The following is a 22946-nucleotide window of genomic DNA, read 5'->3' on the forward strand; positions in this document are numbered from 1 at the left end:
ATGCATAGCGCAGGCATCAGGAGCGAGGAACGGACGGGACTGATCGTCGCCGTGGCGCTTCACCTTGCGCTGCTTGCCGCCATGGTGATCCAGGCATTGATGCCCGCTCCGGAGATCAAGCGTACCGAGCGGATGACCGTGAACCTCGCCGAAGATGTCGGTATGGAGGCGACTGCCCCCTATCCCGTGCCCGAAAGTCGGGCAGCTATCGCACCGACCTTGTCGGACACCCCTGCGCCCTCACCGGAAATGCTCGAAGCGCCGAGTGACCCGGTCGTGAAACGACCCACGCAGCGCGTACAGTCGCCCGTGCCCGTTCCCGCCCGTGAGGCCCGCCCGCAGCCGCGCCGCGAACAGCCGCGCGAGCGCAGTCAGCCCAGACCGTCCGAACGCAGCGGCGGTTCGCGGATTGGCAGCGATTTCCTTGCGGGTTCTGGCGACAGCACGACAACCAGTGAAACCCGCACACCTGCTTCGCAGATCGGTGCAAGCGCGAAGGCGTCTCTGGTTCAGGCCATCGCCCGCAAGATCAAGCCGAGATGGCAGCCACCAAGCGGACCCGATGTCGATGCAATCACCACCTTCCTCCGCTTCCGTCTCAACCCCGACGGCAGCTTGGCTGGTCGCCCGGAAGTCGTGCGCCAAACTGGCATAAACGATACCAATCGCGCGCAAGCGAGCCGCCATGCCGAACAGGCCATCCGGGCCGTACAGCTTGCCGCACCCTTCGATGATTTGCCGCCCGAGTATTACGAGGCGTGGAAAAACATCACTTCGTTCAGCTTTGACTGGAAGCTTGCCCAATGAAAAAACTGATCTTCGCAACTCTCGCATTCGTCGCCAGCCCGCTGGCCGCGCAGAACCAGGATCTCGGCGAACCTGTTCCGGAAGGGCAGGAGGTCGAGACGATCGAGCAGGAGGAGGGTCTTTCGGGCTCGGTCAGCTTCGAAGGCAATCTCGACGATCTTGGCATCGCCATTCCCGCCTTCGCGACCGATCGAAACGCCTCTACGCCTGCCAATGCCAACGGCACCGAGGCGCTGGGCGTGGAACTTGCCCGGGTGATAACCGCAGACCTGCGGAATAACGGCCTGTTCAAACCGACGGGGCCGGATTCGCTCCCCAAGCCGAGCTTCGACAACATCACCTCGCCCGTCTGGTCGACCTGGGGCGTGCGCGGCGCGGAAATGCTGGTGCACGGCTATGTCCGTGCGCGCAGCGACGACCGGTTGACCGTGGGCTGCTATCTCTACGACATGGCGCTGCAGCAGCGCCTCGTAGCAGAGGGCTGGGTCGTCGCGCCTGCCGACTGGCGCCGTGCTGCGCACAAATGCGCCGACCTCGTCTATTCGCGCCTCACCGGCGAAAGTCCGTTCTTCGACAGCCGCATCGCCTACATCGCGGAAACCGGCCCGAAGGATAACCGGACCAAGCGGCTGGCCATCATGGACAGCGACGGGGCAAATCACCGATTCATCACCACCGGTCGCTCGACAGCGCTAACCCCGCGCTATTCGCCCGATTACAGCAAGCTGGTCTATCTAAGCTATGTCGACGGCAATCCGCGCATCTATATCTACGATATCGGGAGCGGCCGCCAGCAACTGGTGACGCAGAGCGACAATCCGACCTTCGCCCCGCGCTTCAGCCCGGATGGACGCTGGATCCTCTATTCGATGGCCGTGAGCGGCAATACCGACATCTATCGCGTTTCGGCCAGCGGTGGGCAGCCGCAGCGCCTGACCGATGGCGCCAGCGTCGACGTCGGCGGATCATACTCGCCGGATGGCAGCCAGATCGTATTCGAAAGCGACCGTTCGGGTGCGCAACAGTGCTACATCATGAATGCCGACGGCACGAACCAGCGCCGCATCAGCTTCGGCGGTGGACGTTGTGCAACGCCCGAGTGGAGCCCGCGTGGCGACCAGATCGCCTTCACCCGTATTGCGGGCGACTTCAATGTTGCTGTCATGACGCCATCAGGTGGCAATGTACGCAGTCTCACGCGCGGCTGGCAGGACGAAGCGCCGACCTGGGCACCCAACGGCCGAATCATCCAGTTCTTCCGCACGCAGCGCAACACCGGCGACACCTCGCTTTGGCAGGTTGACCTCACCGGCGAGAACGAGCGCCGCCTGCCGACGCCGGTGGATGCGTCGGACCCTGCATGGGGACCGATCCTGCCGTAAGAACATTGTTCTATCCGTGGGGACGGATAAAACCGGGGCCAAAGAGAATTTCAACCGCTGTTTATAAGGGGACAGCCTGATGAATACCCGTATTGCTACTGCAGTGATGCTCACTTCCGCGCTCGCGCTGGCGGCCTGCCAGAAGAAGGCCCCGGAAGAGATCCCGCCGCCGCCGGTCGATTCAACCACGCCTACGCCTACACCCACGACCAGCGGTCCCACGGTCGGCAGCATGGAGCATTTCATGCAGGCAGTCGGACAGGCGAATACGGTCGTGTATTTCGATACCGACCAGTACAACATCGACGCTGAGGACAGTGCCAAGCTGCAGACACAGGCGCAGTACTTCAACCAGTATTCGAACGTCAGCTTCACGATCGAAGGCCATGCCGACGAGCGCGGCACGCGCGAATACAACCTCGCGCTGGGTGAACGCCGTGCCAATGCTGCGAAAAACTATCTGGTTTCACTGGGCATTCCGGCCAGCCGGATCCGCACCGTCAGCTATGGGAAGGAACGGCCGGTCGCGCTGGGTTCCAACGAAGCGGCATGGGCGCAGAACCGCCGCGCGGCGACGGTCACAATCAACTGATAACCGTTTGCCACTGCCAGAAAAACAAAAGCCCCGGTTTCGGCCGGGGCTTTTTTTTGTCTGCCGATGCGAGAAGCGTCAGCGCGAAGCTTCGTATCCGATCCGCAGAGCCTGCGCAGCCTGATGGGCATCGCCCGCAGATCCGAAACTCCCAAGGCTCGAAACGAGCGCGAAGGCAGCCATGCTCAGCACGGCGACGGTGGCGGAAAGGGTCAGTTGCTTGCTCATGAAAGGGCCTGTAGACGCGCAATTGTGAATGCTTCGTTGCATCGCAGCATTCAGGATTGCTGCCAGTTCCCACACGCTTGCGAATACCGCCAGCATCCCTAGATTGAAGGCCATGCCAGCTCGACCGACGACATATTTGGTGACCGCTTGTGCCTAAGCCACGTCGCTCGAACGACTGGGGCTTTCCCCGCTGGCGCGGCTATGAGGAAGGCCGCGAGGCCGCAACCGTGCGCCTGTGCGATCGGCACGGGTGCGAAGAGAAGGGGGACTGCCCCGCGCCGAAATCGCCCAATACGCCCGAACGCTGGTATTTCTGCCAGAAGCATGCGGCAGAATACAATTCGAAGTGGGATTATTTCGAAGGGCTCGACAAGGCGGAAAAGGCCGCGCGCACCAAGTCCGAGCAATCGGAGAACGCTGGCTATGCCGAAGCACAGCACTATGGCTGGGGCGGATCGGGCGACGGGTCGCGCAGCGCCGACGAAATGCGTGCTCTCGATATCCTGGAGCTTGAGTCAGACGCAGATTTCGCAACCGTTAAGAAGGCCTGGCGGGTGAAAGCGAAGGCGGTCCATCCGGATGTCCGACCGGGCGACAAGGAAGCCGCCGACCAATTCCAGCGATACCAGGTCGCGTACGAAGTGCTCAAGGCCGCGGAAGAACGCCGCGAATGGAAGGGATGAGTACTAGTCTCGCAATTGTATAAATACGACATTAACCCTTTCTTGCCCCTTTCGCGAGTAGTGGGAGGGTGACACCGAGGGCCCTGAGATGCAGACGCGAACCACAAACCGCCAAGGCAGCGATATCGTGCTCGATTGCCGGGTGCCGATCCAGCGCGTTCGCGCAATCCTCTGCGACATCTCGCCCACGGGGTGCCGGATCGAACTGTTTGATGGCTCTGTGAACAAGGGCGCGACCATCTTTTTCGAACTCGATGAGCGGAACGAGCTTGCTGGCCAGATCGTGTGGGTCAAAGGGAATGAAGCGGGCGTCCGCTTCATGCACAAGCTCAGCCCGCTCGCGATGAATGTTCTCGAGCTCTGAATTCAGTTGAGGCGGTTCAAGATTGCCGCTGCCAAGCGCTTCCCGAGACCTGAACCCTGCTCGGGATAAAGATAGGGCTCGATCGCCTCCGCCTCCATCACTGCCAGCTGTCCCGAAGGCAGTCGGGCCATATCGATGCGGCAATAGAGCAGATCGTCGAAGGGTAGGGCGTTCACGACGGCCTGGGCACGCGCGAGGTCCGCCTGCTCGGGAGCATAATCGCTCTCATAGCCGCCGAAAAGAGACTGGATGCGGTACTCCCCCTTCGCCGCGCGCTTGAGTACGCCGTGGCTGAACACGCCTTCGATGAACACGAAGGTGTATTCCCCTTCTTCGACCACACTGGGCAGGAAAGGCTGGATCATGCACGGTCGGTCCATCCGCCATTCGCCGTCAGGTAAAGCGGCTCTCGTAAAGCTTTGCTGTCCCAGTCCGCCCGCACCTACCTGCCGCTTCACCACGACGCGGTTGGTGTCAAACTGGTCCATCGCCGAGAGTACTTCCGCGCGCCCCGCATCGCCGTGCCAGAGCGTCGGGACGATGGACGCCCCGCGCTGTTCCAATTCGCACAGATAGCGTTTCTCAGCGTTCCAGCGGACCACGGTCGGCGGGTTGCAAACTAGGGTGCCGCGAGCCTCGACTGCCGCCAGCTTATCCAGGAACTCCTCGAGATGGTCCTGATAGTCCCAGGCCGTGCCCAGCAGCACCAATGCGAGCCCGTCGAATTCTCCGAGCGGAGCGCGCCAGTCGATTTCGACAAACTCCAGCCCCGCAGCCTCGAACGCTGGGCGCAGTGCCGCGACCTCGATATCGTGCTCGAACGCATCGCCTCGCCGTGCTCCCTCGCCCGGCAGGGTATCCGCACAGGCGAGGAAACCGATGCGGGTCAGACCGCCTCCAGCGCCTGTTCGAAATCGGCGATGAGATCGTCAGCGTCCTCGATGCCGATCGAGATACGCACGAGGTTGTCCGAGATACCGAGTTCCGCACGGCGCCCTTCGGCAACCGAAAGGTGCGTCATCGACGCCGGGTGGCTGGCCAGCGTTTCCGTACCGCCAAGGCTGACCGCCAGCTTGGCGATCTTGAGGCTGTCGAGGAAACGGAAACATTCTGCCTCGCCGCCCTTGAGCAGCAGCGAGAAGGTCGAGCCTGCGCCGAGGCAGTGACGATCATAGATGTCCTGCTGGCGCGCGTCCTTGATCATGCCGAGATAGCCGAGGCCTTCGACCTTGGGGTGCTTCGACAGGAAATCGCAGACCTTGGCGGCATTCTCGCCCGCACGGCTCATGCGCAGTTCCACCGTTTCGAGGCTGCGGCAGAGCATCCAGGCGGTGTTCGGATCGCAGATGCCGCCCATGGTGTTGCGCAGCATGCGCACCGGATCCATCCACTTCTTTGCGCCCGCAATGGACCCAGCGACGAGATCCGAATGGCCGCCGACATATTTGGTCAGCGAATAGACGACGATATCCGCGCCATGCTCGAGCGGACGCTGCCACAGCGGGCCGAGGAAGGTATTGTCGATAGCGATCGGGCAATCTTCGCCCAGCGCTGCGTTGCGGGCATCGCGCACGGATTCGATGTCGACCAGGGCATTGGTCGGGTTACCGGGGCTTTCGAGATAGACCATGCAGACCTTGCCGCCCTGTTCGTCCGCCTGCTTCCTGGCCTTTTCAAGCACCGCATCGATCTGTTCGCGGGTCGCGCCTGCGGGAAAATCGACATAGGTGACGCCGAACTTGGCGAGGATTTTGGCGACGAATCCTTCCGAGGCTGCGTAGAGCGGACCGGAGTGGACGATCACGTCGTTCTGGCTGGCATACGCCAGCATCAGCACGCAGATCGCGGTCATGCCGCTGGAGAAGCTGAGCGCATCCTCCGCGCCGTCCCACACCGACAGGCGATCTTCGAGGATTTCTTGGTTCGGCGCGTTGAAGCGCGAATAGACGAGGCCGTCCGCGCCGCCCGGACGCTTGCCGGTGATCCCTTCAAAGTGGCGCTTGCCGTCGGCGGCGCTGGGAAAGGCAAAGGTCGAGGTGAGGAAGATCGGAGCCTTGAGGCTGCCTTCGGATAGCACGGGATCGAAGCCGTGTCCCATCATCAGCGTGCTGGGCTTGAGCTCGCGTCCGTTGATCTTGGTGACTTCGGGCTTTGGCGCCATGCGCGGCGAAGTAGGGTCGATATCGTGGTCGCTCATGGTGAGAGCATCCTTCCTGCATATCGCTCCCAGGAAGGCGGGAGCCGTGAGAACTTGCCGGGGCGCCCGTTCCTAACCTCCGCAGGAACGCCTCTCCACCGACAGCCGATATGGGCCTGCCAATATGGTGGACGCGGGCAGGAATCAACTGCGCGCTAGATCAGCGCGTCGATCCCCCAGACCACTCCGACGATCATGCAGATGCCGGCCAGATCAAGCAGCAATCCGGCCTTTACCATGCGCTCAATCCGAATGCGCCCGGTCGCCCAGGCAATGGCGTTGGGGCCGGTCCCTGCGGGCAGCATGAAACCCCAGCTCGCGGCAAGAGCGGCAGGCATGGCGAGGAGGATCGGATCGACGCCGAGCGCTACCACCAGCGCGGCGACAACGGGAATGATCCCGCTGGCGGTGGCGACATTGCTGGCGAATTCGGTGATGAGTACCACCATCGCCACGACCGCTAGCGCGACGAGGATCAGCGGCCAGTTTGCGAGCGGGAGCAGCGCCTGACCCAGCCAGTCGGCCAGCCCGCTTGCACTCATGCCCGCCGCGAGCGCCAGACCGCCGCCGAACATCATGATCACACCCCAGGGGGCGCGGTCGGCCTCTTTCCAGAGGAGCAACGGCCGGCCAGTCCCGTCTGGCAGCAGGAACAGCGTCAGTCCCATGGAGACGGCGATGGTTCCATCGGTCAGTGAACCTACGGGCAGCAAGGGTGCGATCCACATCTGTCCCATCCACAGGGCGAAGGTGATTGCGACCACGGGGACGAGCCGTTTCTCTGCGCTGCTCCAGACCGTATGCGTGTCGATGGCGCGGCGTGCTGCCTCCGTATCGAAGGGATGCGCAGCGACTTTCTGAACCCGCGCCACCAGAAACGCCGCAAGCGGGACGCCGAGGATCACAACCGGGAGGCCATACAGGGTCCATTGCGCAAACGTAATGCGCGTTCCGGTCATCGTGTCGAGCAATCCTACCGCGATGGCGTTGGTCGGCGATCCGACCAGAGTGCCGAGCCCGCCAATGCTGGCGGCGAAGGCGATGCCTATGGGAAGGGCACCCGCCAGCCCTTCGGTATCCCCTTCTGGCGATCCCCCGCTGGCGAGGACCGCCACCGCCATCGGCATCATGATGAGCGCGGTGGAGGTGTTGGATATCAGCATCGAAAGGATCGCGGCCGTCACCATGAAGGCGAGCAGTACGCCGGCTTGTCCCCGGTGGCCGGCAATCCTCAGCAGGGCGAGCGCAAGCCGCCGGTGCAGGCCGGTACGCTCGATGGCGAGTGCGATGAAGGCCCCGCCGAGAATCAGGAAGAGGATGGGCGAGTAATAGGCGCTGGCCGTCTCCCGCGCGTCCATCACCCCGGCAAAGGGCAGCACCAGGAAGGGCATCAGGGCGGTGGCGGTGAGCGGCAGCGCCTCGGTCATCCACCATGCGGCCATCAGGACGACGAGACCCGCAACGATCATGGCCTCGCGGCCCATTCCGGCGGGCGCTGGCAGCAAGATGCTTGCCAGCAGGGCCAATGCACCCACGCCCAGTCCGATCCTAGCTGCCATGGCGCCCCTTCGATTTTGCCCCGAACCGGGGTTACCACCGCAGGTTGTTAAATCCAATTTTCAGCAACATTGCGCGTGGGCAAATTATTCGACTTCCGGTGTTTCCGGTTTCGGTTCTTCTTCGACGCCGGTCGGCGGAAGAACGATCACTCTCCCGCGCAGGAGACCTTCCTTGCGCAGCTTCTCGTATTTCTCAAAGCGTTCGCCCAAGAAGCGTGCGACCGATGGTGTTAGCCGCGTCCCCTGAACATAACCGTTGCTTGAAACCGTGTTGTAGATCGGCTCACGCTCACCGCCAGCAAGATCGGCCACTGTGGCGACATAGGTATTGGCCTTCACCTTTTCCTTTTCTGCGATCAGGCCTGCGACCTCCTCTTCGGCAAAACGCAGCAGGTGCGCTTTCAGATCCTCACCCATTTGCGGGAAATAGAAGGGCGCTGCTTCCTCATAAATCTTGGATACGAGCAGGTTGCTTCCGAACGCTTCTACACCACGCAATGAATTGACGAATTCATTGGCGGACCCATCGAGCAGAGTGGAGACATTGTCTCCGGTGAAGGCCGTGCGCTGAATCGATGGTCCACCGACCTCCCCGCGAAAAAAGCCGTAGATGACCTGAGGGTCCGACCAATTCGGGAAGACAATCTTTGTGCGGATGTCGTGCGGGCTCATCGCTACACCAGCCACGGTGATAAAACGTGTGGTGTCGACCGGAGTCCCGTCCGGGCCGAGCTTCAGCTCGGATGGTGACTTGGTTGGATAGTTGAGCGCAATCATCTCCGTGACCGCAACATTGTGGAGATTCATCCAGAACGCGAGCTGCTCGTTGCGCGGCAAGCTAGCGATATCGACCTCGCTGCCGATCCGCTCGAGGTCGCGACGATACTCGCTGAGCGGTGCAGTCGCTTCTTCGCTGAGGAAGGAAAAGGCCACGCGGTTACCTTCGAGACGAACGCGTGAATCATGCCCATAGACCTGCCGCGTGCCAAGAGTGGCATCGGGACGGCGCTCCCCTTGGCGGGTAGATGGCCCCATGCGCAGAACCATGTATTCGAGCGCATCGTCCCAAAACGAAAAGTCGAGACGGGTAGACTTTCCAGAAGGGCGAGGTGTGAACTGATCGAAGTCGCCCTGCGACGATACGCCAGCGGCCGCGACGATTTCATCCGGCTGCGCCAAGATGGGGGCAGCAGAAGCCAATAAGGCGACAGTCATCGTAAAGGTAAATGGACGAAGGTTCATTGTGCAGCCCCCTGAACGACTGAAGCGAACCGATAGCTCGGTTCTTTGATTTTGTGCGCGAATATTATGGTCTATTCGATAGGCTGACAATGTGTCCTGACGATGAAGCGATGTCATTCGTCGATTTAATATCGAATCTGATGTCGTCGATCGGCTGGCTTAGAGAAAGCGATCGGGGCCCATGCGACGCGGCCTGCCCCGATCGATCGAAAAGCCGGACTGTTTCCTACTTCGGCGCGAGCACCATGACCATTTGGCGACCCTCGAGACGCGGGAAGCTTTCTACCTTGGCGGTTTCTTCCATATCGTCACGTACGCGGTTGAGCAGGTCCATGCCCAGTTGCTGGTGCGCCATTTCACGGCCGCGGAAACGCAGCGTGCACTTAACCTTGTCGCCATTGTCGATGAACTTGTGCACGTTGCGCATCTTAACATCGTAATCGTGATCATCGATGTTCGGACGCATCTTGATTTCTTTGATCTCCTGCGTCTTCTGCGTCTTGCGCTGTAGATTGGCCTTCTTCTGTGCTTCGAAGCGATATTTGCCAACATCCAAGTACTTACACACGGGCGGGTCCGCATTGGGGGACACTTCGACGAGGTTGAGGCCAAGCTCGTTAGCCTGCTCGGTCGCTTCGCGGGTAAGCATTACCCCCAGGTTTTCACCTTCGTGATCGATCACGCGGACCTTGGGGACATTGATCATGTTATCGTAGCGCGGGCCGCTTTTTACGGGCATTTGCATGCTGCGCCGGGGTGGACGGGCTATGGGGTATTCTCCTTGGTTACGTCTCTATCGAATGCTGAGATGTAGGCGCTGTTCCGCAGATTCGCAAAGGGGAAGGCATTCGCCATGCGGTTTTGTCCGCATCCGTGGCCCTCACGCAGCGCGAGACCAGAGATTGAAGCGAGCCAACCTGCCTTTTGCCGGCACAACCGCATCGATGCTTTCGGCTGGCTGAAGCGCCTCGAGAATGGCCGGATCGGCCGCGTTCATCCCGCCGGTATAGGCGCCGAAGGCGGGCAGGATCATGCGCCCCGAAGGCCTTCCGCCTACATCTTCGTTGGCGCTCACCACCGCACAGGGGCGCCGGATGTGACGGCGGTGGACCGTCAGCTGGAGGCGCGGGTGGTAATGCCCGGAAAGTTCAGGACGGGTTTCGCCCCGCTGCGCCCGGTGGCGCAGGATCGTGCCGCCGATTTCCAGTTCCTCTGCCAGCGTCCCGCCGCAGCGCGCGTCCATATCGGGATCGTGATTGCCGGTGATCCAGACCCAGTCGACGGCCTTGGTCAGCGCAGAGAGCATTCCCGCGGCATGCGGTTCGAGCCGCGCGGAACCTTCCGAGTCGTGGAAATTGTCACCCAGGGTGATGACCCTGCGCGCGCCGGTTTCGCGAATGGCGAGCGCCACGCGCTCCAGCGTCTCGCGGCTGTCGTAGGGCGGGACCATTTGCCCGTGGCGCGCGAAAAAGCTCCCCTTCTCGAGGTGCAGGTCGGCGACCAGCAACGCACGTTCGCGCGGCCAGTAAAGCGCACGGCCTTCGGTGAGAAGCCATTCTTCTCCAGCGAACGAAAGGGGAACCATTTGTCGCTATTGCCGCTTGGGCGCTGCAATGGCAAGGGATTGTCCATGACCGACTGGACCGATCAGACCGAACAGGCGCGTGGGTGGTTTGAAACCTTGCGAACACGCATCTGTGCCGAATTCGAAAGCATCGAGCGCGAGGCGGGCAGCGATGCAGCGTTCCAGTACGATGGCTGGGATCGCGAGGAAGAGGGGAACGACGATCCAGGCGGCGGTACGCGCGGCCTCATGAAAGGCAAGATATTCGAGAAGGTCGGCGTCAATGTGTCGACCGTGCGGGGCAATTTTGCGCCCGAGTTTGCCGCCTCGGTCAATGGTGCCACCGCGGAGAACCCTGGGTTCACGGCCACCGGGATCAGCCTTGTTGCGCATATGGCGAACCCGCATGTGCCAGCCGTCCACATGAACACGCGCTTCCTGACCACGCAGGCCGCGTGGTTCGGGGGCGGGGCGGATCTCAACCCTCCGCTTCCATATGAGGAAGACACCGAGGAATTCCATGCGCGCTTTCGCGCCGCTTGCGCCGCGCACAACCCGACCTATTACGACCGATTCAGGAAATGGGCCGACGACTATTTCTACATTCCCCACCGCGATGTGCACCGCGGGGTAGGCGGGATTTTCTACGACCATCTCGAATGTGACGACGAGGCCGCGTTCGGTCGCAATCTCGCCTTCACCAAGGATGTGGGAGAAGCCTTTCTCGACATATTCCCGAAACTGGTGCGTCGGCGGATGGGTACGGAATTCACCGATGCCGACAAGCGCGAGCAGCTCGACTGGCGCGGGCGATATGCGGAATTCAATCTCGTTTATGACCGTGGTACGTTGTTCGGACTCAAGACTGGCGGCAATATCGATGCCATCCTCATGAGCCTGCCCCCCGAAGCGACGTGGAGCTAGCCGCGCGTTTGCGTGCGCCGCAATGATGCGTGCCCTTCGCGATCCGGTGCGATTGATCCCGCTGCTGTTCCTGGCGGCGATTGCGATAGGCACAGTCCTGCTTATACCTTCCCATTGCGAGTGTCGAGAACGCGCAGGCGCCCTTCGTCACGGCCTTGTTTACCTCGACTTCGGCGGTCGCCGTAACCGGGCTCGTGGTGGTCGATACCGGAACCTACTGGTCCGGGTTCGGGCAGGTCGTAATCATGGTGCTGTTCCAGATTGGTGGGCTGGGCATCATGACGGCCGCCACATTGCTGGGCCTAATGGCGGGGCGTGGTTTCGGGCTGCGTGACCGGATGGCGACGCAGGTCGAGCGCAGCCGCCTGAATCTGACGGGTACAGCATCGCTTCTGAAGCTTATCCTGCGCATCACCATTACGGTGGAACTGATACTGGCAGTGATTTTGGCGCTCCGCTTTGGCACCAACTGGGGGATGAGCGTGGGCGAGGCGGCGTGGCACGGGCTTTTCCACGCGATCAGCGCATTCAACAATGCCGGATTCTCGACCTTCTCGGACAGCGTCATGGGGTTTCAGGGCGACGGGGGGATCCTGGTGCCGATTGCGCTGGCGGTGATCGTCTCGGCGCTCGGCTTTCCGGTCATGGAGGACTGGCGCGTGCATGGTCGGCGCTGGCGACAATGGACGCTGCATTCCAAGATGACGCTGGCTGGCACGCTGATGCTCTTGCTGTTCGGCTGGCTGGCGATCCTGCTCATGGAGTGGAGCAATCCTGATACGCTGGGGCCGATGGCGACCGGAGCCAAGCTGCTTAATGCAGGGTTCCATTCGGTCATGCCGCGCACTGCCGGGTTCAACAGCCTCAATCTCGGCGCTTTCCGCGAGGAAACGCTGGTGGTGAATTATGCGCTGATGTTCATCGGCGGCGGCAGCGCCGGCACCGCTGGAGGCATCAAGATTACGACATTTATGGTCGTGCTCGCTGAAATTCTCCGTCGGCGCGATGCGAGCATGTTCGGTCGCCGCTTCGGCCATGCAGTGGAGCGGCAGGCGCTGACCGTCGCCTCGCTCGCATTGCTGATGGTACTATGCGCGACCATGTTCATAACGTCGATCACGCGGCTGCCCCTGCAGGACGTGCTCTTCGAGACGATCTCCGCTTTCGCCACCGTCGGCCTGTCGACGGGCATGACCGCGCAATTGCCGCCTTCGGCGCTGGTCGTGCTGGCTACGCTGATGTTCATCGGCCGCGTGGGAACCATTACCGCTGCGACCGCGCTTGCCCTCGGCGGGAGCGATCGCCCCTATCGTTATCCGGAGGAGAACCCGATTGTCGGCTGACCCACGCAAACCCGTCCTCGTCATCGGTCTGGGCCGCTTCGGCAGCGCCGTTGCTGCCACGCTGGAACGCATGGGGCACGAGGTGCTGGGCGCCGACGCCGATGCTGAAATCGTGCGCGACCACAAGGATGCACTCACCCAGATTGTCGAAGCGGATTGCACCGAGATCGAAACCCTGCGCCGGCTTGGGGCGGCGGAATTCGATACTGCCATCGTTGCCATCGGCACCAATGTGGAGGCGAGCCTGCTGGCGGTACTGGCGTTGGTCGATCTCGGACTGCCCAATATTTGGGCCAAGGCGACGAGCGAACGGCACGGCCGAATTCTTGAGCGGACCGGGGCACAGCATGTCGTCTTTCCCGAACAGAAAATGGGTGAGCGCGTCGCGCACCTGGTCAACGAACGCCTGCTCGATTTCATCAGCTTCGATGGCGAATTTGCCATCGCTCGCCTCAGGGCCCCCGAGCCGATCATCGGTTTGCCGCTGGTAACCAGCCAGTGCCGCAAGAAATTCGACGTGACCGTTGTCGGTGTGAAGCGGACGGGCGAGGATTTCATCCACGCCGTTCCCGACACAATCATCATGCCTGAAGACGAACTCGTTGTCTCGGGCCGGATTGACCGGATCGAGGCTTTCTCGGCTCTCTGTGCGAGCTAGTGGGGCTTACTCTTTCGGCGCGTAAACGCGCACCCAGTCGACAAGCATTTCGACCTCACCTCGTTTCACCGCATCGACGGTCTCCTGCGGCACGCCGTTATAGGGTTCCTCGATGCGGCTGGTCTTGAACGGATATGCGCCGCCCATGGCGAAGTTGAGGATGAGGTATTTCTCGTTGTCGAAGCGCCATTCGCCGTAGTTCTCGACCATGGGGCGGGTCACCCGGTAGGTGACGTGGCCGTCGATCAGGAAATCGATCTGCTCGTCGGTCCACTCCACTGCATAGGTATGCCAGTCCGTCACGTCGACGCCTTCGGGGAAGAAGAACTTGTTCACCAGTGGGGTCTCGCCCGAGTAGCCCGGGCCGTGCAGGGCGACGCCGATCCAGTTCTTTTCACCGACATATTCCATGATGTCGATTTCGCCGGTGTCCGGCCACCGGTCGTTGCCCAGTAGCCAGAAGGCTGGCCATACGCCCACGTTATCGGGCAATTTGATCCGCGCTTCGGCGCGTCCGTGCTGGAAATCGAACTTGCCCAAGCTTTCGATCCGGCCGGAAACGAACGGCGCATTCCGCTCGGCTTTGGTGTCGGCCCCGGGCTTGAACATGGGACGCAAGACCAGAGCGCCGCCATCTGCCCCGGTTACATCGCTTCGGAAGGCGATGGTCGAGGGATCGTCGATATAAGCCTGCTGTTCGTTGTTCACCCAGAAGTCGGGACCGATGACGATCCACTTGTCACGGTCGAGCGTGCCGTCGTTGAATTCATCGGAGAACAGCAATTCGCGCTCTGGCGCGAGCGCCTCGGCCAACGCAGTGCCCGCATCGGACTGCTGCGCGAACACAGTGCTCGGGGCGCCCAAGGTCAGCGCGCAAGATAGGGCAAGGGTGGATTTCCAGAACATAACAGCCTCTCCGCCAATTGTTGTTAACGTTCTCATGACTCACTTTGGTCTGTATTGCCAGAGGTTGGGTACGATTTCATCGGCCCCACTGGATTACGGTGCCGGGATCGTCGATAGGCCACTCCGCGTATAGTCGGTGCCGGGGCAGCCCCCGGCCTGAAGTCAATCCGGGAGAATTCCATGCGTCGCACAATCACCGTCCTGTCCCTGCTGCTTGCTACGACTGCCTGCGCCACGGCACCGACAGGCTCCGGCCTAATGACGGTCGCCGAACCGATGGTGTCTCCTATCCTGACTGGGGCGGATGCGTTGGACACGATGACCTATGCCCAGCCGCAGGAAGCGCGTGTGACCCATGTTGCACTCGATCTCGCTTTGGACTTCGATGAGAAGCGTGTCGGCGGGACAGCCAATCTTCGGGTGCTGGCCGATCCGGGCGAGGACGAAATCGTGCTTGATAGCAACGGTTTGCAGATTTCGCGCATCACCGACGGGTCGGGACGCGAACTTTCCTACGAGATCGGCGAAATGGTCGACGAGGGCGGCAAGGGCGCACCCCTGACGATCCAGCTGGGCGGGGCGCGCAATGTCAGCATCCAGTACATGGCGCCCGCCGATGCGGCAGCCCTCCAATGGCTGACTCCCGAACAGACCGCCGGCGGCCAATATCCCTATCTGTTCAGCCAGGGTCAGGCGATCCTCAACCGGACATGGATTCCGACGCAGGACAGCCCCGGTATTCGGCAGACGTGGGAAGCACGCGTCACCGCCCCCAAGCCGCTCGACGTGGTGATGAGCGGTGTGCGTCAGGGCGAACCGGAGGATCTGGGCAACGGCCGCCGCGCTTTTCGTTTCGTGATGGACAAGCCGGTGCCGCCTTATCTCATCGCCATCGCGGCAGGCGATATCGACTTCCAGGCGATCGGTCCGCGCAGCGGTGTCTGGGCCGAACCTTCGGTTCTGCAGCGTGCCTATGACGAAGTCGCCGATACCGAAGAAATGATCGACGCGGCGGAAGAGCTCTACGGCGAATACCGCTGGGGTCGATACGACATGATCGTATTGCCGCCCGCATTTCCGTATGGCGGGATGGAAAATCCGGTGATGACCTTCCTCACGCCGACCTTCATAGCGGGTGACCGCTCGAACAACGGTCTCGTCGCGCATGAACTGGCGCATAGCTGGTCGGGTAATCTCGTCACCAATGCGGTCTGGGAAGACAGCTGGCTGAACGAGGGCGTGACCTCCTATTTCGAGAACCGTATCGTCGAGGAGGTTTACGGTGAACAGCGCGCCGAACAGGAGGCCGCGCTCGCCTTTGCCGGAATCGAGGACGTGCTGGCCGAAGTTGGCATGGATGCGCCGGGTACCGCTCTGCACCACGAATCCACCGGTGCCGAAATCGGCAGCGCGATTACCTATGACAAGGGTCACTTTTTCCTACGCACGGTGGAGAGCATCGTCGGGCGCGAGCGGTTCGATGCCTGGCTGCGCCAGTGGTTCGACAATCATGCCTTCCAGCCCGCCACCAGCCAGCTGTTCTACGAGGACATGATGGCGAACCTAGTGCGCAACCGGGCAGAGGCCGACCGGCTGATGCTGCGCGAGTGGATCTTCGAGCCGGGCCTGCCGTCGAATGTCGCGCGGCCCGATCCGGCGGCCTTTGCCGAAGTCGATGCGGCAGTGAGGGACTACAGCAAGATCCGTACCGCAATAGTCGATCCGGCGACGGGGACGGCTTTCCCTGGTGCGGAGGGTGTCCGGCTCAGGACACCATCTGAATGGGAGAACTGGACTTCTGCCGAACGCCAGCGCTTTCTCCAGCGTATTCCGACTGATCTGAGCGCTCGTGAACTCGAAAATCTCGACAGCAAGCTCGGCCTTTCAACCACGCGTAACAACGAAATCCTGTTTCTCTGGCTCGAACTGGCACTCGCAAATCGTTATGAACCTGCCGTTCCGCAGACCGAGCAATTCCTAGGCCGCGTCGGGCGCGCCAAGTTCGTAAGCCCACTTTTCGCGACGCTGTGGAGCGAAGGCGATTGGGGCCGCCCGATCGCCACGCGCATCTATGCGGAAACCCGTCCGACCTACCACGCGGTCACGCGCGGCGCAGTCGATAGGGTGATGGGAAGAAGCGAATAGTCTCACCCGCTCTTTTGCATTGCAATAAGAGACGCTTTGCCCCCATCTTAAATTTCAGATGCTGCGCCAGTACGAACTCGTAGAGCGGGTCCTCGAATACGACCCGGACGCCGACCAGGCGATGCTGAACCGCGCCTACGTCTATACCGTGCAAAAGCACGGCACGCAGACGCGCGCCAGCGGGGACCCGTATTTCAGTCATCCGGTCGAGGTTGCCGGCCTGATGACCGACCTCAAGCTCGACCAGGAAACCATCGCCACCGCGCTGCTGCACGATACGGTCGAGGATACGCTAGCGACGATCGACGATATCGAGGCCAATTTCGGCCCCGAAGTCGCCCGGCTGGTCGACGGGGTGACCAAGCTCTCCAAGATCGAGCAGATGCCCGAGAACGAACGCGCGGCGGAGAACCTGCGCAAATTCCTGCTCGCCATGAGCGAGGACATTCGCGTGTTGTTGGTGAAGCTGGGCGACCGGCTGCACAACATGCGCACGCTCCACTTCATCAAGAAGCCCGAAAAGCGCCAGCGCATCGCGCGCGAAACGATGGATATCTATGCCCCGCTGGCAGAGCGCGTCGGCATGTACGAATACATGCGCGAGATGCAATTGCTCGCCTTTGAGCAGATCGAGCCCGAAGCCTACGCCACCATCACCAAGCGCCTGCAGCAGATCCGCGAACATGACGGCGGGCAGGTCGATGCCATCGCTCTCGACATGAAGCATGCCCTGGCCGAAACTGGCCTGCATGTGGAGGTTTCGGGCCGCGAGAAGCATCCCTATTCGATCTGGCGCAAGATGGCCGAACGCCATGTTAGTTTCGAACAGGTAACCGATATCATGGCCTTCCGCGTCATCTGCGACGATGTGGCAGATTGTTACCGTGCGTTGGGCGTGCTGCACACCACGTGGCAGTTCCTGCCGGGCAAGTTCAAGGACTATATCTCGACGCCCAAGACCAACGGCTACCGTTCGCTTCACACCTCGCTCATTTACGGCAAATCGATGCGGGTGGAAGTGCAGATCCGCACAAGGGACATGCACCACACCAATGAATTCGGCCTCGCCGCGCACTGGGCCTATAAGCAAGGCGATCGGCCCGATGGTGCAGTCGGCTGGCTGCGCGACCTGATCGAGATCGTCGATGCCAGCCACGATGCCGAGGAACTGCTCGAGCATACGCGCATGGCGATCTACCAGGATCGCATCTTCGCCTTTACGCCCAAGGGTGCGCTGTTTCAGCTTCCCAAGGGTGCGACGGCAGTCGATTTCGCCTTCGCGGTGCACACCGATCTCGGCGCGCAGACGGTGGGGGCGAAGATCAACGGACGGCACATGCCGCTGCGCACCCAGCTCAACAATGGCGACGTGGTCGAAATCCTGAAGGGCCAGAATGCCGAGCCGCAGATGAGCTGGCTGAGCTTCGTAATCACCGGCAAGGCGCGCGCGGCCATCCGCCGAGCGGTTCGCCTGAAGGAACGCGCCGAAGTCGCCGATATCGGGCAGAAACTCTATGACGAGATAGTAACCCGTGTCCCGGCCAAGATCGGCAAGAAGGCGCTGCGCGAGGCGCTCAAGCGGCTGGAGATGGAAGAAGCGGACGACCTTTTCTATGCCATCGGTGCGGCGAAGATTTCCGACCGTACCGTGATGGAGGCGCTCGTCCCGGGTTCGACCGAGGATATGGCCGAGGAAGACGATGAATGGCTGCGCAGCGGCAAGTCGCTATCGATCCGCGGACTTACGCCCGGCGTCGGCTACCAGCTGGCCGAATGCTGCCACCCGGTGCCTGGCGACCGCATCGTGGGACTGCGAAAGCAGGGTGAAGGGGTGGAGGTCCACGCCATCGATTGCCACCAGCTCGCCACCGGTATCGATAATGACTGGCTGGATCTGAGTTGGGGCCGCCGGTCGCGTGGCGCAGTGGGCCGATTGCATGTCACGCTTTACGACCGGCCAGGAACGCTTGCCGAAATGGCGGGCATCTTTGCGCAGAACGCAGTCAATGTGAAAAGCCTCGAACAGACTCAGCTCGACCATCCTTTCACGACTTACGCGGTCGACTTGGAGGTTCAGGATCTGGCCCACCTGACCCGCATCCTCAGCGCGCTTCGTGCCAGCGATTCCGTGGCGCAGGCGGAGCGCGCGTGAGCCTGCTTACCGGTATTCATCACGTCCAGTTCGCCATGCCGCATGGCGGGGAGCCCCATGCACGGAAGTTCTGGATCGGGGTGATGGGGCTGAAGGAAATGGAGAAGCCTGCACATCTCGCGGTCAATGGCGGATGCTGGTTCGAGGGTGAGGGCGTGTCGATCCATTACGGGGTCGAAGACGCTTTCATGCCCGCCCGCCGCGCGCATCCCGCGCTGCTGGTCGAAAACCTCGGTGCGCTGGCGGCCAAACTGGAGGCTTCCGGGGTGCCTTTCAAACCGGGCAAACCGCTCGACGGCTATCGCCGCGGCGACATTGCCGACCCCTTCGGCAACCGTATCGAGCTGATGGAACGGCTCTAGGTGCGGGCCTGTTTCAGGCTCGACCCAGCTCTCCCATTCGGCTTCGCGGACTTCACTCTCCCGCGCGTCTGACGGGCACCGGGATATTGCAGATATCGGCACCACCCGCGGGTACGATAAAGAACGGGTCGCGGCGGTTGGCGCGGGCTTCGGCATAGCGCGCGAAGGTCTCTCCCTCGGTGGAGAGGTATTCGAATTCCGGTTGCTCGCTTTCGAGCAAATCGCTCCCGACGCGGACAGAGAGTATCGGTGTCCGCTTGCCTGCCTCTTCCGCTGTGTAGAAACCCAACGCGCCCGATCCGCGCGGAAGGGAGGAGAGGTGTTCCATCCCCTCCACGATTCGCCCGACAAGCGCGATATTGCGGTCGAGATGCCGCGGTGCATGGCCGATCACCGTGTAGAGCTCGGCGCCCGAGCCGGTATCCGGCGACATCCCGCGCCCGACGCCGACCATGCCGTAGCAATGGACGGGCCAAAAACCTTCCGATGGACCATCTGCGTCATCAACATCGCCAGCGATTGGCCAGCCACGTAGAATGGTGGACAGTGGCGCGTAGGTATCGCCAGTTTCGGGCTCCGGAAAGTCCGGGATGTCCTCGGTCCCCGATTCAAGTGCTTCAGCAAATCCGTCCGGTGCCCCCCAGCTTCCTGTTGCGGCGATCTGAGCGTTGCGTATCATGGCGGCCCCGAGCGAGTAGTCAAACCGAGGTCGCCCCCTCGGATTGGAAACTGCCAAAAGATCCTTGGTTGAATAGTCGCTCTCGTCCATCACCCGCAGTCCCTCAGGTAGCGGCTTCGCCTCGCCCTTCGCTTCCGGATTGTCGTAATTCGGATCGCCCCACTGGACGACGTAATTGTCCTGCACGCGGTTGACGGTGATGTCGTCGTACCATCCGGCGCGGGCGAGGGTGCGGATGTTCTCTACCCAGCCCTGGCTGAAGGGTTCGGGCATTAACTGAATCATTACTTTGCGCTCGTTCCCCTCTGCATCGGGCGCAAGCGTCACCACCAGCAGGTTCTCGGCGGAAATCGCGACCCAATCCTCCGCATTCGCCTGCTCCACTATCTCGTTGGGGCTGGGCGGAGTTTCTGCGGTCTCCTGTGCAGCGACAGGTGAGCCAAGGGCGAGCGCTGCGGCCAGCGAAATCAGGTGCTTTTTCATAGAGAAGGAGCTTGGCACCGCCTGCGCAAAAGAAAAGCCCCTTCACGCACGTTTTTGTGGGCGGGAAGGGGCTCTGTAACGGTGTTCGCAGGGAATGCCATTCCGCGCAGCACCGCAACTTGGGGGGTGTAAATCCGAAACGTCGCTTCACAGGATTGGGTTCCCGCGGAACGCAAATTTTTGGACCTTCGCCGCGTCCGCTACTGTCGGAGTTGCGCACCCTGTCGAGTCCCGCTAGAGGCGCGCACTCCTGTTCAGCCTACCGCGTGTGTGAGCTGCCTTGAGCGGCCGCGGCGGCACGAACAGGAATGCGGAGCAGTGGCCGAGTGGTCGAAGGCGCACGCCTGGAAAGTGTGTATACGGTAACCCCGTATCGAGGGTTCGAATCCCTCCTGCTCCGCCACCGGCCTTTTCGAGGCCGTCCAGACGTCACCAAAATCGCCCAAAAACCTTTACAATTCGGCTATTTCCGACTCCTATGTTGTCCATGCCAATTTACCCCTAGCCGAGGGCATGCGGGGGTAGATTGGGGGTAACGTGAGTGCGGATTGGGGGTATCGGATGCTGACGGATAAGGCTGCGCGCGCGGCAGCGGCGAGGGACAAGGCCTACAAGCTCACCGATAGCCGCGGACTTCACCTGCACATATCAGGCAAGGGGCACATAAGCTGGCGCTATAAATATCGGTTCGAAAAGAAGGAGCGCTTGCTCACTTTGGGCACATATCCTGAGGTCTCTCTCGCCGAAGCACGTGAAAAACGTGACGAGGCGAAGAAGATACTTCGCGAAGGACGGGACCCTCGGCATGCTGTGAAACGCGGGCGTCTCGTCGGGGACGAGGGGGTGTCAAAGTCCTTCGAAGTGGTGGCCCGCGAATGGCACGCGCTTCAATTGGGACGCTGGAAGCCTGTGCACGCTAACGACGTCATCACCAGCCTCGAGCGTGACATCTTTCCCGATCTTGGCTCCATGCCGTTGGCCGATATCGACAAGCCGCTGCTCCTGGCCGTCCTGCGCAAGGTTGAAAATCGTGGTGCCATCGAGACGGCAAGGCGACTCAAACAGCGTGTTGCCGCAGTCTATCGCTATGCAAATGCCGAGGGCGCGAAGCTCGAGAACCCCGCCACCGCAATCAATGATGCGTTGAGACCACTGCCTCCCGCAAAGCGCTATCCGGCCTTGCTGTCTGTCGAAGCGATACGAGGATTCATGACAGATATCGATCGGGCCGGGGCTTCACCGGTTAATCGCTTGGCAGCCAGGATACTCGCACTTACGGCGCAACGTCCCGGCATGGTGCGCTTCATGGAATGGAATGACATCACTGGTATCGACTGGGCTGATCCCGAAGCCGATAGCAGCGATGCATTGTGGACGGTTCCTGCGGAAAAGATCAAGCAGGAGCTCCACCTGCGCAGTGATGAAGCCTTCAGCCATCCGATCCCGCTTTCCAAGCAGGCCGTCGACGCTCTACGCGCTGTGCGCTGGCTCACGGGACGCTCGTCATTTGCTTTTCCTGGCGCGCGTTCAGGCACCAAGCCAATCAGCGAGAATGCCATCGGCTATCTGTACAATCGCGAAGGCTACAAGGGTCGACACGTGCCACATGGCTGGCGCTCCAGTTTCTCGACCATCATGAACGAACAGGCTGAGCGGGAACTAGGCAACGATGTGCGGCTCTTGGCCGATCGCATGATCATCGATCTGATGCTCGCGCACACCCCCAAGGGAATGAGTGCAAGCGAACTGCGGTATAATCGCGCTGCGTACAAACCGCGCCGCCGCGAACTCGCCCAACGCTGGGCTGACATGATTATGGAAGGAGCGATACCGCCCGAAGAGGTCGTCGATAGCCCCAGACGCAAGCGACGCTAGCCTTCGCCGCGCTTTGTCGCCTGTTCAGCGATCCAGGCAAGCACTTCGGATTTCGCCCAGCGAGAACTGGCTCCAATTTTTACGCGCTCGGGGAATTGTCCCTTCTTCTCATCCTCGTAGATTGAGGACCGGCTACGACCGACAAGCGTGCTGACTTCTTTTACCGTGAGAAATTCGGGACCGACCCCGGGCGGGGTGGACATCTCATGCTGATGCCCATCCACTACCCCGTCGGCTTGGCCGAACCCACACTGTGCGCTCCGTCTGGCAACAGACCTTGTCGCGCGCAATTGCGGGTCGACGATTTCCTCGACCTGCCGGTTGGACAGCGGTCCGAGTGGCTTGAGGCTTGCGAGCCAACCATCGAACTGCTGACCATCGACGAAGATGCGATGGGTTGGTTCGGCACCTTCGTCAGCCCATTGTTCTAGATTCAACACACCGGTTGCGAAGCGCGGCAACGGATCGTCGAGTTCCCAAAACTCAGATGCGATAGTGGTAACCTCACCGCCGCCCAGTGGGCGTGCAAAACTGGTAAGGCGGCCGTTCGCAAACATGCGAGACAGATGCTCGGCCTCGAGCCGGACGAGATCGCGCGCCGCGTCGTTCTCACCTTCATCCACAGGAGCAGAGAAGATATCGGGTAATTCGTAGGACTGGAACCCCTGACGAGAAACGACAAGGTCGGCAAACGCCGAAGTGAGCGTTTTTCGCCCCGCCGACACCATCGAAGTGCGCCCCACATAGGGAGACCAAGGAGAAATCGAGTTGGTCATCGAGGAATAGTTAGCAGCCTGCGAA

22 protein-coding genes and 1 tRNA gene are annotated in these 22946 nt (G+C 61.3%); 13 read left to right on the forward strand and 10 right to left on the reverse strand.

Annotation, left to right across the window (positions count from 1 at the left end; all coding sequences use genetic code 11):
• The 3 genes from GRI69_RS14000 (at window position 1) to pal (ending at window position 2781) form a co-directional block, all read left to right on the forward strand.
• Window positions 1-807 carry an energy transducer TonB gene (locus GRI69_RS14000; RefSeq protein WP_160728895.1) on the forward strand — a complete coding sequence of 269 codons (807 nt, stop codon included), beginning with the start codon at window positions 1-3 and terminating at the stop codon, window positions 805-807.
• Window positions 804-2189 (forward strand): Tol-Pal system beta propeller repeat protein TolB, encoded by a 1386-nt coding sequence (tolB, locus tag GRI69_RS14005; protein WP_160728896.1) that lies wholly within the window; start codon window positions 804-806, stop codon window positions 2187-2189. The genes GRI69_RS14000 and tolB overlap by 4 nt, the downstream gene beginning before the upstream one ends.
• Before the next feature lie 79 nt (window positions 2190-2268).
• Window positions 2269-2781, forward strand: coding sequence for a peptidoglycan-associated lipoprotein Pal (gene pal, locus GRI69_RS14010; protein WP_160728897.1), 513 nt, complete (start codon window positions 2269-2271; stop codon window positions 2779-2781).
• 78 nt (window positions 2782-2859) lie between these two features.
• On the opposite strand, the gene GRI69_RS14015 is transcribed toward pal, so the two are convergent.
• On the reverse strand, window positions 2860-3123 hold the full coding sequence (locus tag GRI69_RS14015) for a hypothetical protein (RefSeq protein ID WP_160728898.1): 264 nt from the start codon (window positions 3121-3123) through the stop codon (window positions 2860-2862).
• A gap of 35 nt (window positions 3124-3158) precedes the next feature.
• Here GRI69_RS14015 and GRI69_RS14020 point away from each other — a divergent pair, with 35 nt between their 5' ends.
• Both GRI69_RS14020 and GRI69_RS14025 read left to right on the forward strand, forming a co-directional pair.
• Entirely contained in the window at window positions 3159-3692 is a 534-nt protein-coding gene (locus GRI69_RS14020; RefSeq protein WP_160728899.1) for a DnaJ domain-containing protein, read from the forward strand.
• A gap of 88 nt (window positions 3693-3780) precedes the next feature.
• Window positions 3781-4056, forward strand: coding sequence for a PilZ domain-containing protein (locus GRI69_RS14025; protein ID WP_160728900.1), 276 nt, complete (start codon window positions 3781-3783; stop codon window positions 4054-4056).
• Window positions 4057-4058: 2 nt separating this feature from the next.
• On the opposite strand, the gene GRI69_RS14030 is transcribed toward GRI69_RS14025, so the two are convergent.
• The 6 genes from GRI69_RS14030 to pdeM all read right to left on the reverse strand — a co-directional run bounded on the left by GRI69_RS14030 (window position 4059) and on the right by pdeM (window position 10639).
• Window positions 4059-4763, reverse strand: coding sequence for an ATP-grasp domain-containing protein (locus tag GRI69_RS14030; RefSeq protein WP_337191078.1), 705 nt, complete (start codon window positions 4761-4763; stop codon window positions 4059-4061).
• A 179-nt stretch (window positions 4764-4942) separates the two neighbouring features.
• Window positions 4943-6253 (reverse strand): cystathionine gamma-synthase family protein, encoded by a 1311-nt coding sequence (locus GRI69_RS14035; protein WP_160728901.1) that lies wholly within the window; start codon window positions 6251-6253, stop codon window positions 4943-4945.
• A gap of 155 nt (window positions 6254-6408) precedes the next feature.
• Window positions 6409-7812 carry an SLC13 family permease gene (locus GRI69_RS14040; protein WP_160728902.1) on the reverse strand — a complete coding sequence of 468 codons (1404 nt, stop codon included), beginning with the start codon at window positions 7810-7812 and terminating at the stop codon, window positions 6409-6411.
• 84 nt (window positions 7813-7896) lie between these two features.
• Entirely contained in the window at window positions 7897-9054 is a 1158-nt protein-coding gene (locus GRI69_RS14045; RefSeq protein ID WP_160728903.1) for a DUF547 domain-containing protein, read from the reverse strand.
• A gap of 226 nt (window positions 9055-9280) precedes the next feature.
• Complete coding sequence (infC, locus tag GRI69_RS14050) at window positions 9281-9799, reverse strand: translation initiation factor IF-3 (RefSeq protein ID WP_160728904.1); 519 nt, start codon at window positions 9797-9799, stop codon at window positions 9281-9283.
• Between the two features lie 135 nt (window positions 9800-9934).
• Entirely contained in the window at window positions 9935-10639 is a 705-nt protein-coding gene (gene pdeM, locus GRI69_RS14055; protein ID WP_160728905.1) for a ligase-associated DNA damage response endonuclease PdeM, read from the reverse strand.
• A 45-nt stretch (window positions 10640-10684) separates the two neighbouring features.
• On the opposite strand from pdeM, the gene hemF reads away from it, so the two are divergent.
• From hemF to GRI69_RS14070, 3 genes are all read left to right on the forward strand, one after another.
• Window positions 10685-11542, forward strand: coding sequence for an oxygen-dependent coproporphyrinogen oxidase (gene hemF / locus GRI69_RS14060; RefSeq protein WP_160728906.1), 858 nt, complete (start codon window positions 10685-10687; stop codon window positions 11540-11542).
• 155 nt (window positions 11543-11697) lie between these two features.
• On the forward strand, window positions 11698-12885 hold the full coding sequence (locus GRI69_RS14065) for a TrkH family potassium uptake protein (protein ID WP_237453127.1): 1188 nt from the start codon (window positions 11698-11700) through the stop codon (window positions 12883-12885).
• Window positions 12875-13543 carry a potassium channel family protein gene (locus tag GRI69_RS14070; protein ID WP_160728907.1) on the forward strand — a complete coding sequence of 223 codons (669 nt, stop codon included), beginning with the start codon at window positions 12875-12877 and terminating at the stop codon, window positions 13541-13543. Before GRI69_RS14065 ends, GRI69_RS14070 begins: the two co-directional genes overlap by 11 nt.
• A gap of 6 nt (window positions 13544-13549) precedes the next feature.
• Here GRI69_RS14070 and GRI69_RS14075 read toward each other — a convergent pair whose 3' ends face one another.
• Window positions 13550-14449 (reverse strand): glycoside hydrolase family 16 protein, encoded by a 900-nt coding sequence (locus GRI69_RS14075; protein WP_160728908.1) that lies wholly within the window; start codon window positions 14447-14449, stop codon window positions 13550-13552.
• A gap of 180 nt (window positions 14450-14629) precedes the next feature.
• Between GRI69_RS14075 and GRI69_RS14080 the strand changes: the two genes are divergently transcribed.
• Genes GRI69_RS14080 through GRI69_RS14090 form a run of 3 tightly spaced genes read left to right on the forward strand, consistent with a single transcriptional unit; the run spans window position 14630 to window position 19108 of the window.
• Window positions 14630-16594 carry a M1 family metallopeptidase gene (locus GRI69_RS14080; RefSeq protein ID WP_160728909.1) on the forward strand — a complete coding sequence of 655 codons (1965 nt, stop codon included), beginning with the start codon at window positions 14630-14632 and terminating at the stop codon, window positions 16592-16594.
• Between the two features lie 58 nt (window positions 16595-16652).
• On the forward strand, window positions 16653-18746 hold the full coding sequence (locus tag GRI69_RS14085; protein WP_160728910.1) for a RelA/SpoT family protein: 2094 nt from the start codon (window positions 16653-16655) through the stop codon (window positions 18744-18746).
• On the forward strand, window positions 18743-19108 hold the full coding sequence (locus GRI69_RS14090) for a VOC family protein (RefSeq protein WP_160728911.1): 366 nt from the start codon (window positions 18743-18745) through the stop codon (window positions 19106-19108). The genes GRI69_RS14085 and GRI69_RS14090 overlap by 4 nt, the downstream gene beginning before the upstream one ends.
• A 52-nt stretch (window positions 19109-19160) precedes the next feature.
• Here GRI69_RS14090 and GRI69_RS14095 read toward each other — a convergent pair whose 3' ends face one another.
• Window positions 19161-20270 (reverse strand): peptidylprolyl isomerase, encoded by a 1110-nt coding sequence (locus tag GRI69_RS14095; protein WP_160728912.1) that lies wholly within the window; start codon window positions 20268-20270, stop codon window positions 19161-19163.
• Window positions 20271-20582: 312 nt separating this feature from the next.
• Between GRI69_RS14095 and GRI69_RS14100 the strand changes: the two genes are divergently transcribed.
• Window positions 20583-20673 (forward strand) — tRNA-Ser (locus tag GRI69_RS14100).
• A 158-nt stretch (window positions 20674-20831) separates the two neighbouring features.
• Window positions 20832-22145 (forward strand): tyrosine-type recombinase/integrase, encoded by a 1314-nt coding sequence (locus GRI69_RS14105; RefSeq protein ID WP_160728188.1) that lies wholly within the window; start codon window positions 20832-20834, stop codon window positions 22143-22145.
• On the opposite strand, the gene GRI69_RS15905 is transcribed toward GRI69_RS14105, so the two are convergent.
• Window positions 22142-22946: helix-turn-helix transcriptional regulator (locus GRI69_RS15905; RefSeq protein WP_237453054.1), on the reverse strand; the 805-nt coding region annotated here is incomplete at its 5' end. The two genes, GRI69_RS14105 and GRI69_RS15905, sit on opposite strands and share 4 nt — an antisense overlap.

It is taken from the genome of Qipengyuania vulgaris, assembly GCF_009827325.1.
In the GTDB taxonomy this organism is placed as follows: Bacteria; Pseudomonadota; Alphaproteobacteria; order Sphingomonadales; family Sphingomonadaceae; genus Qipengyuania; species Qipengyuania vulgaris.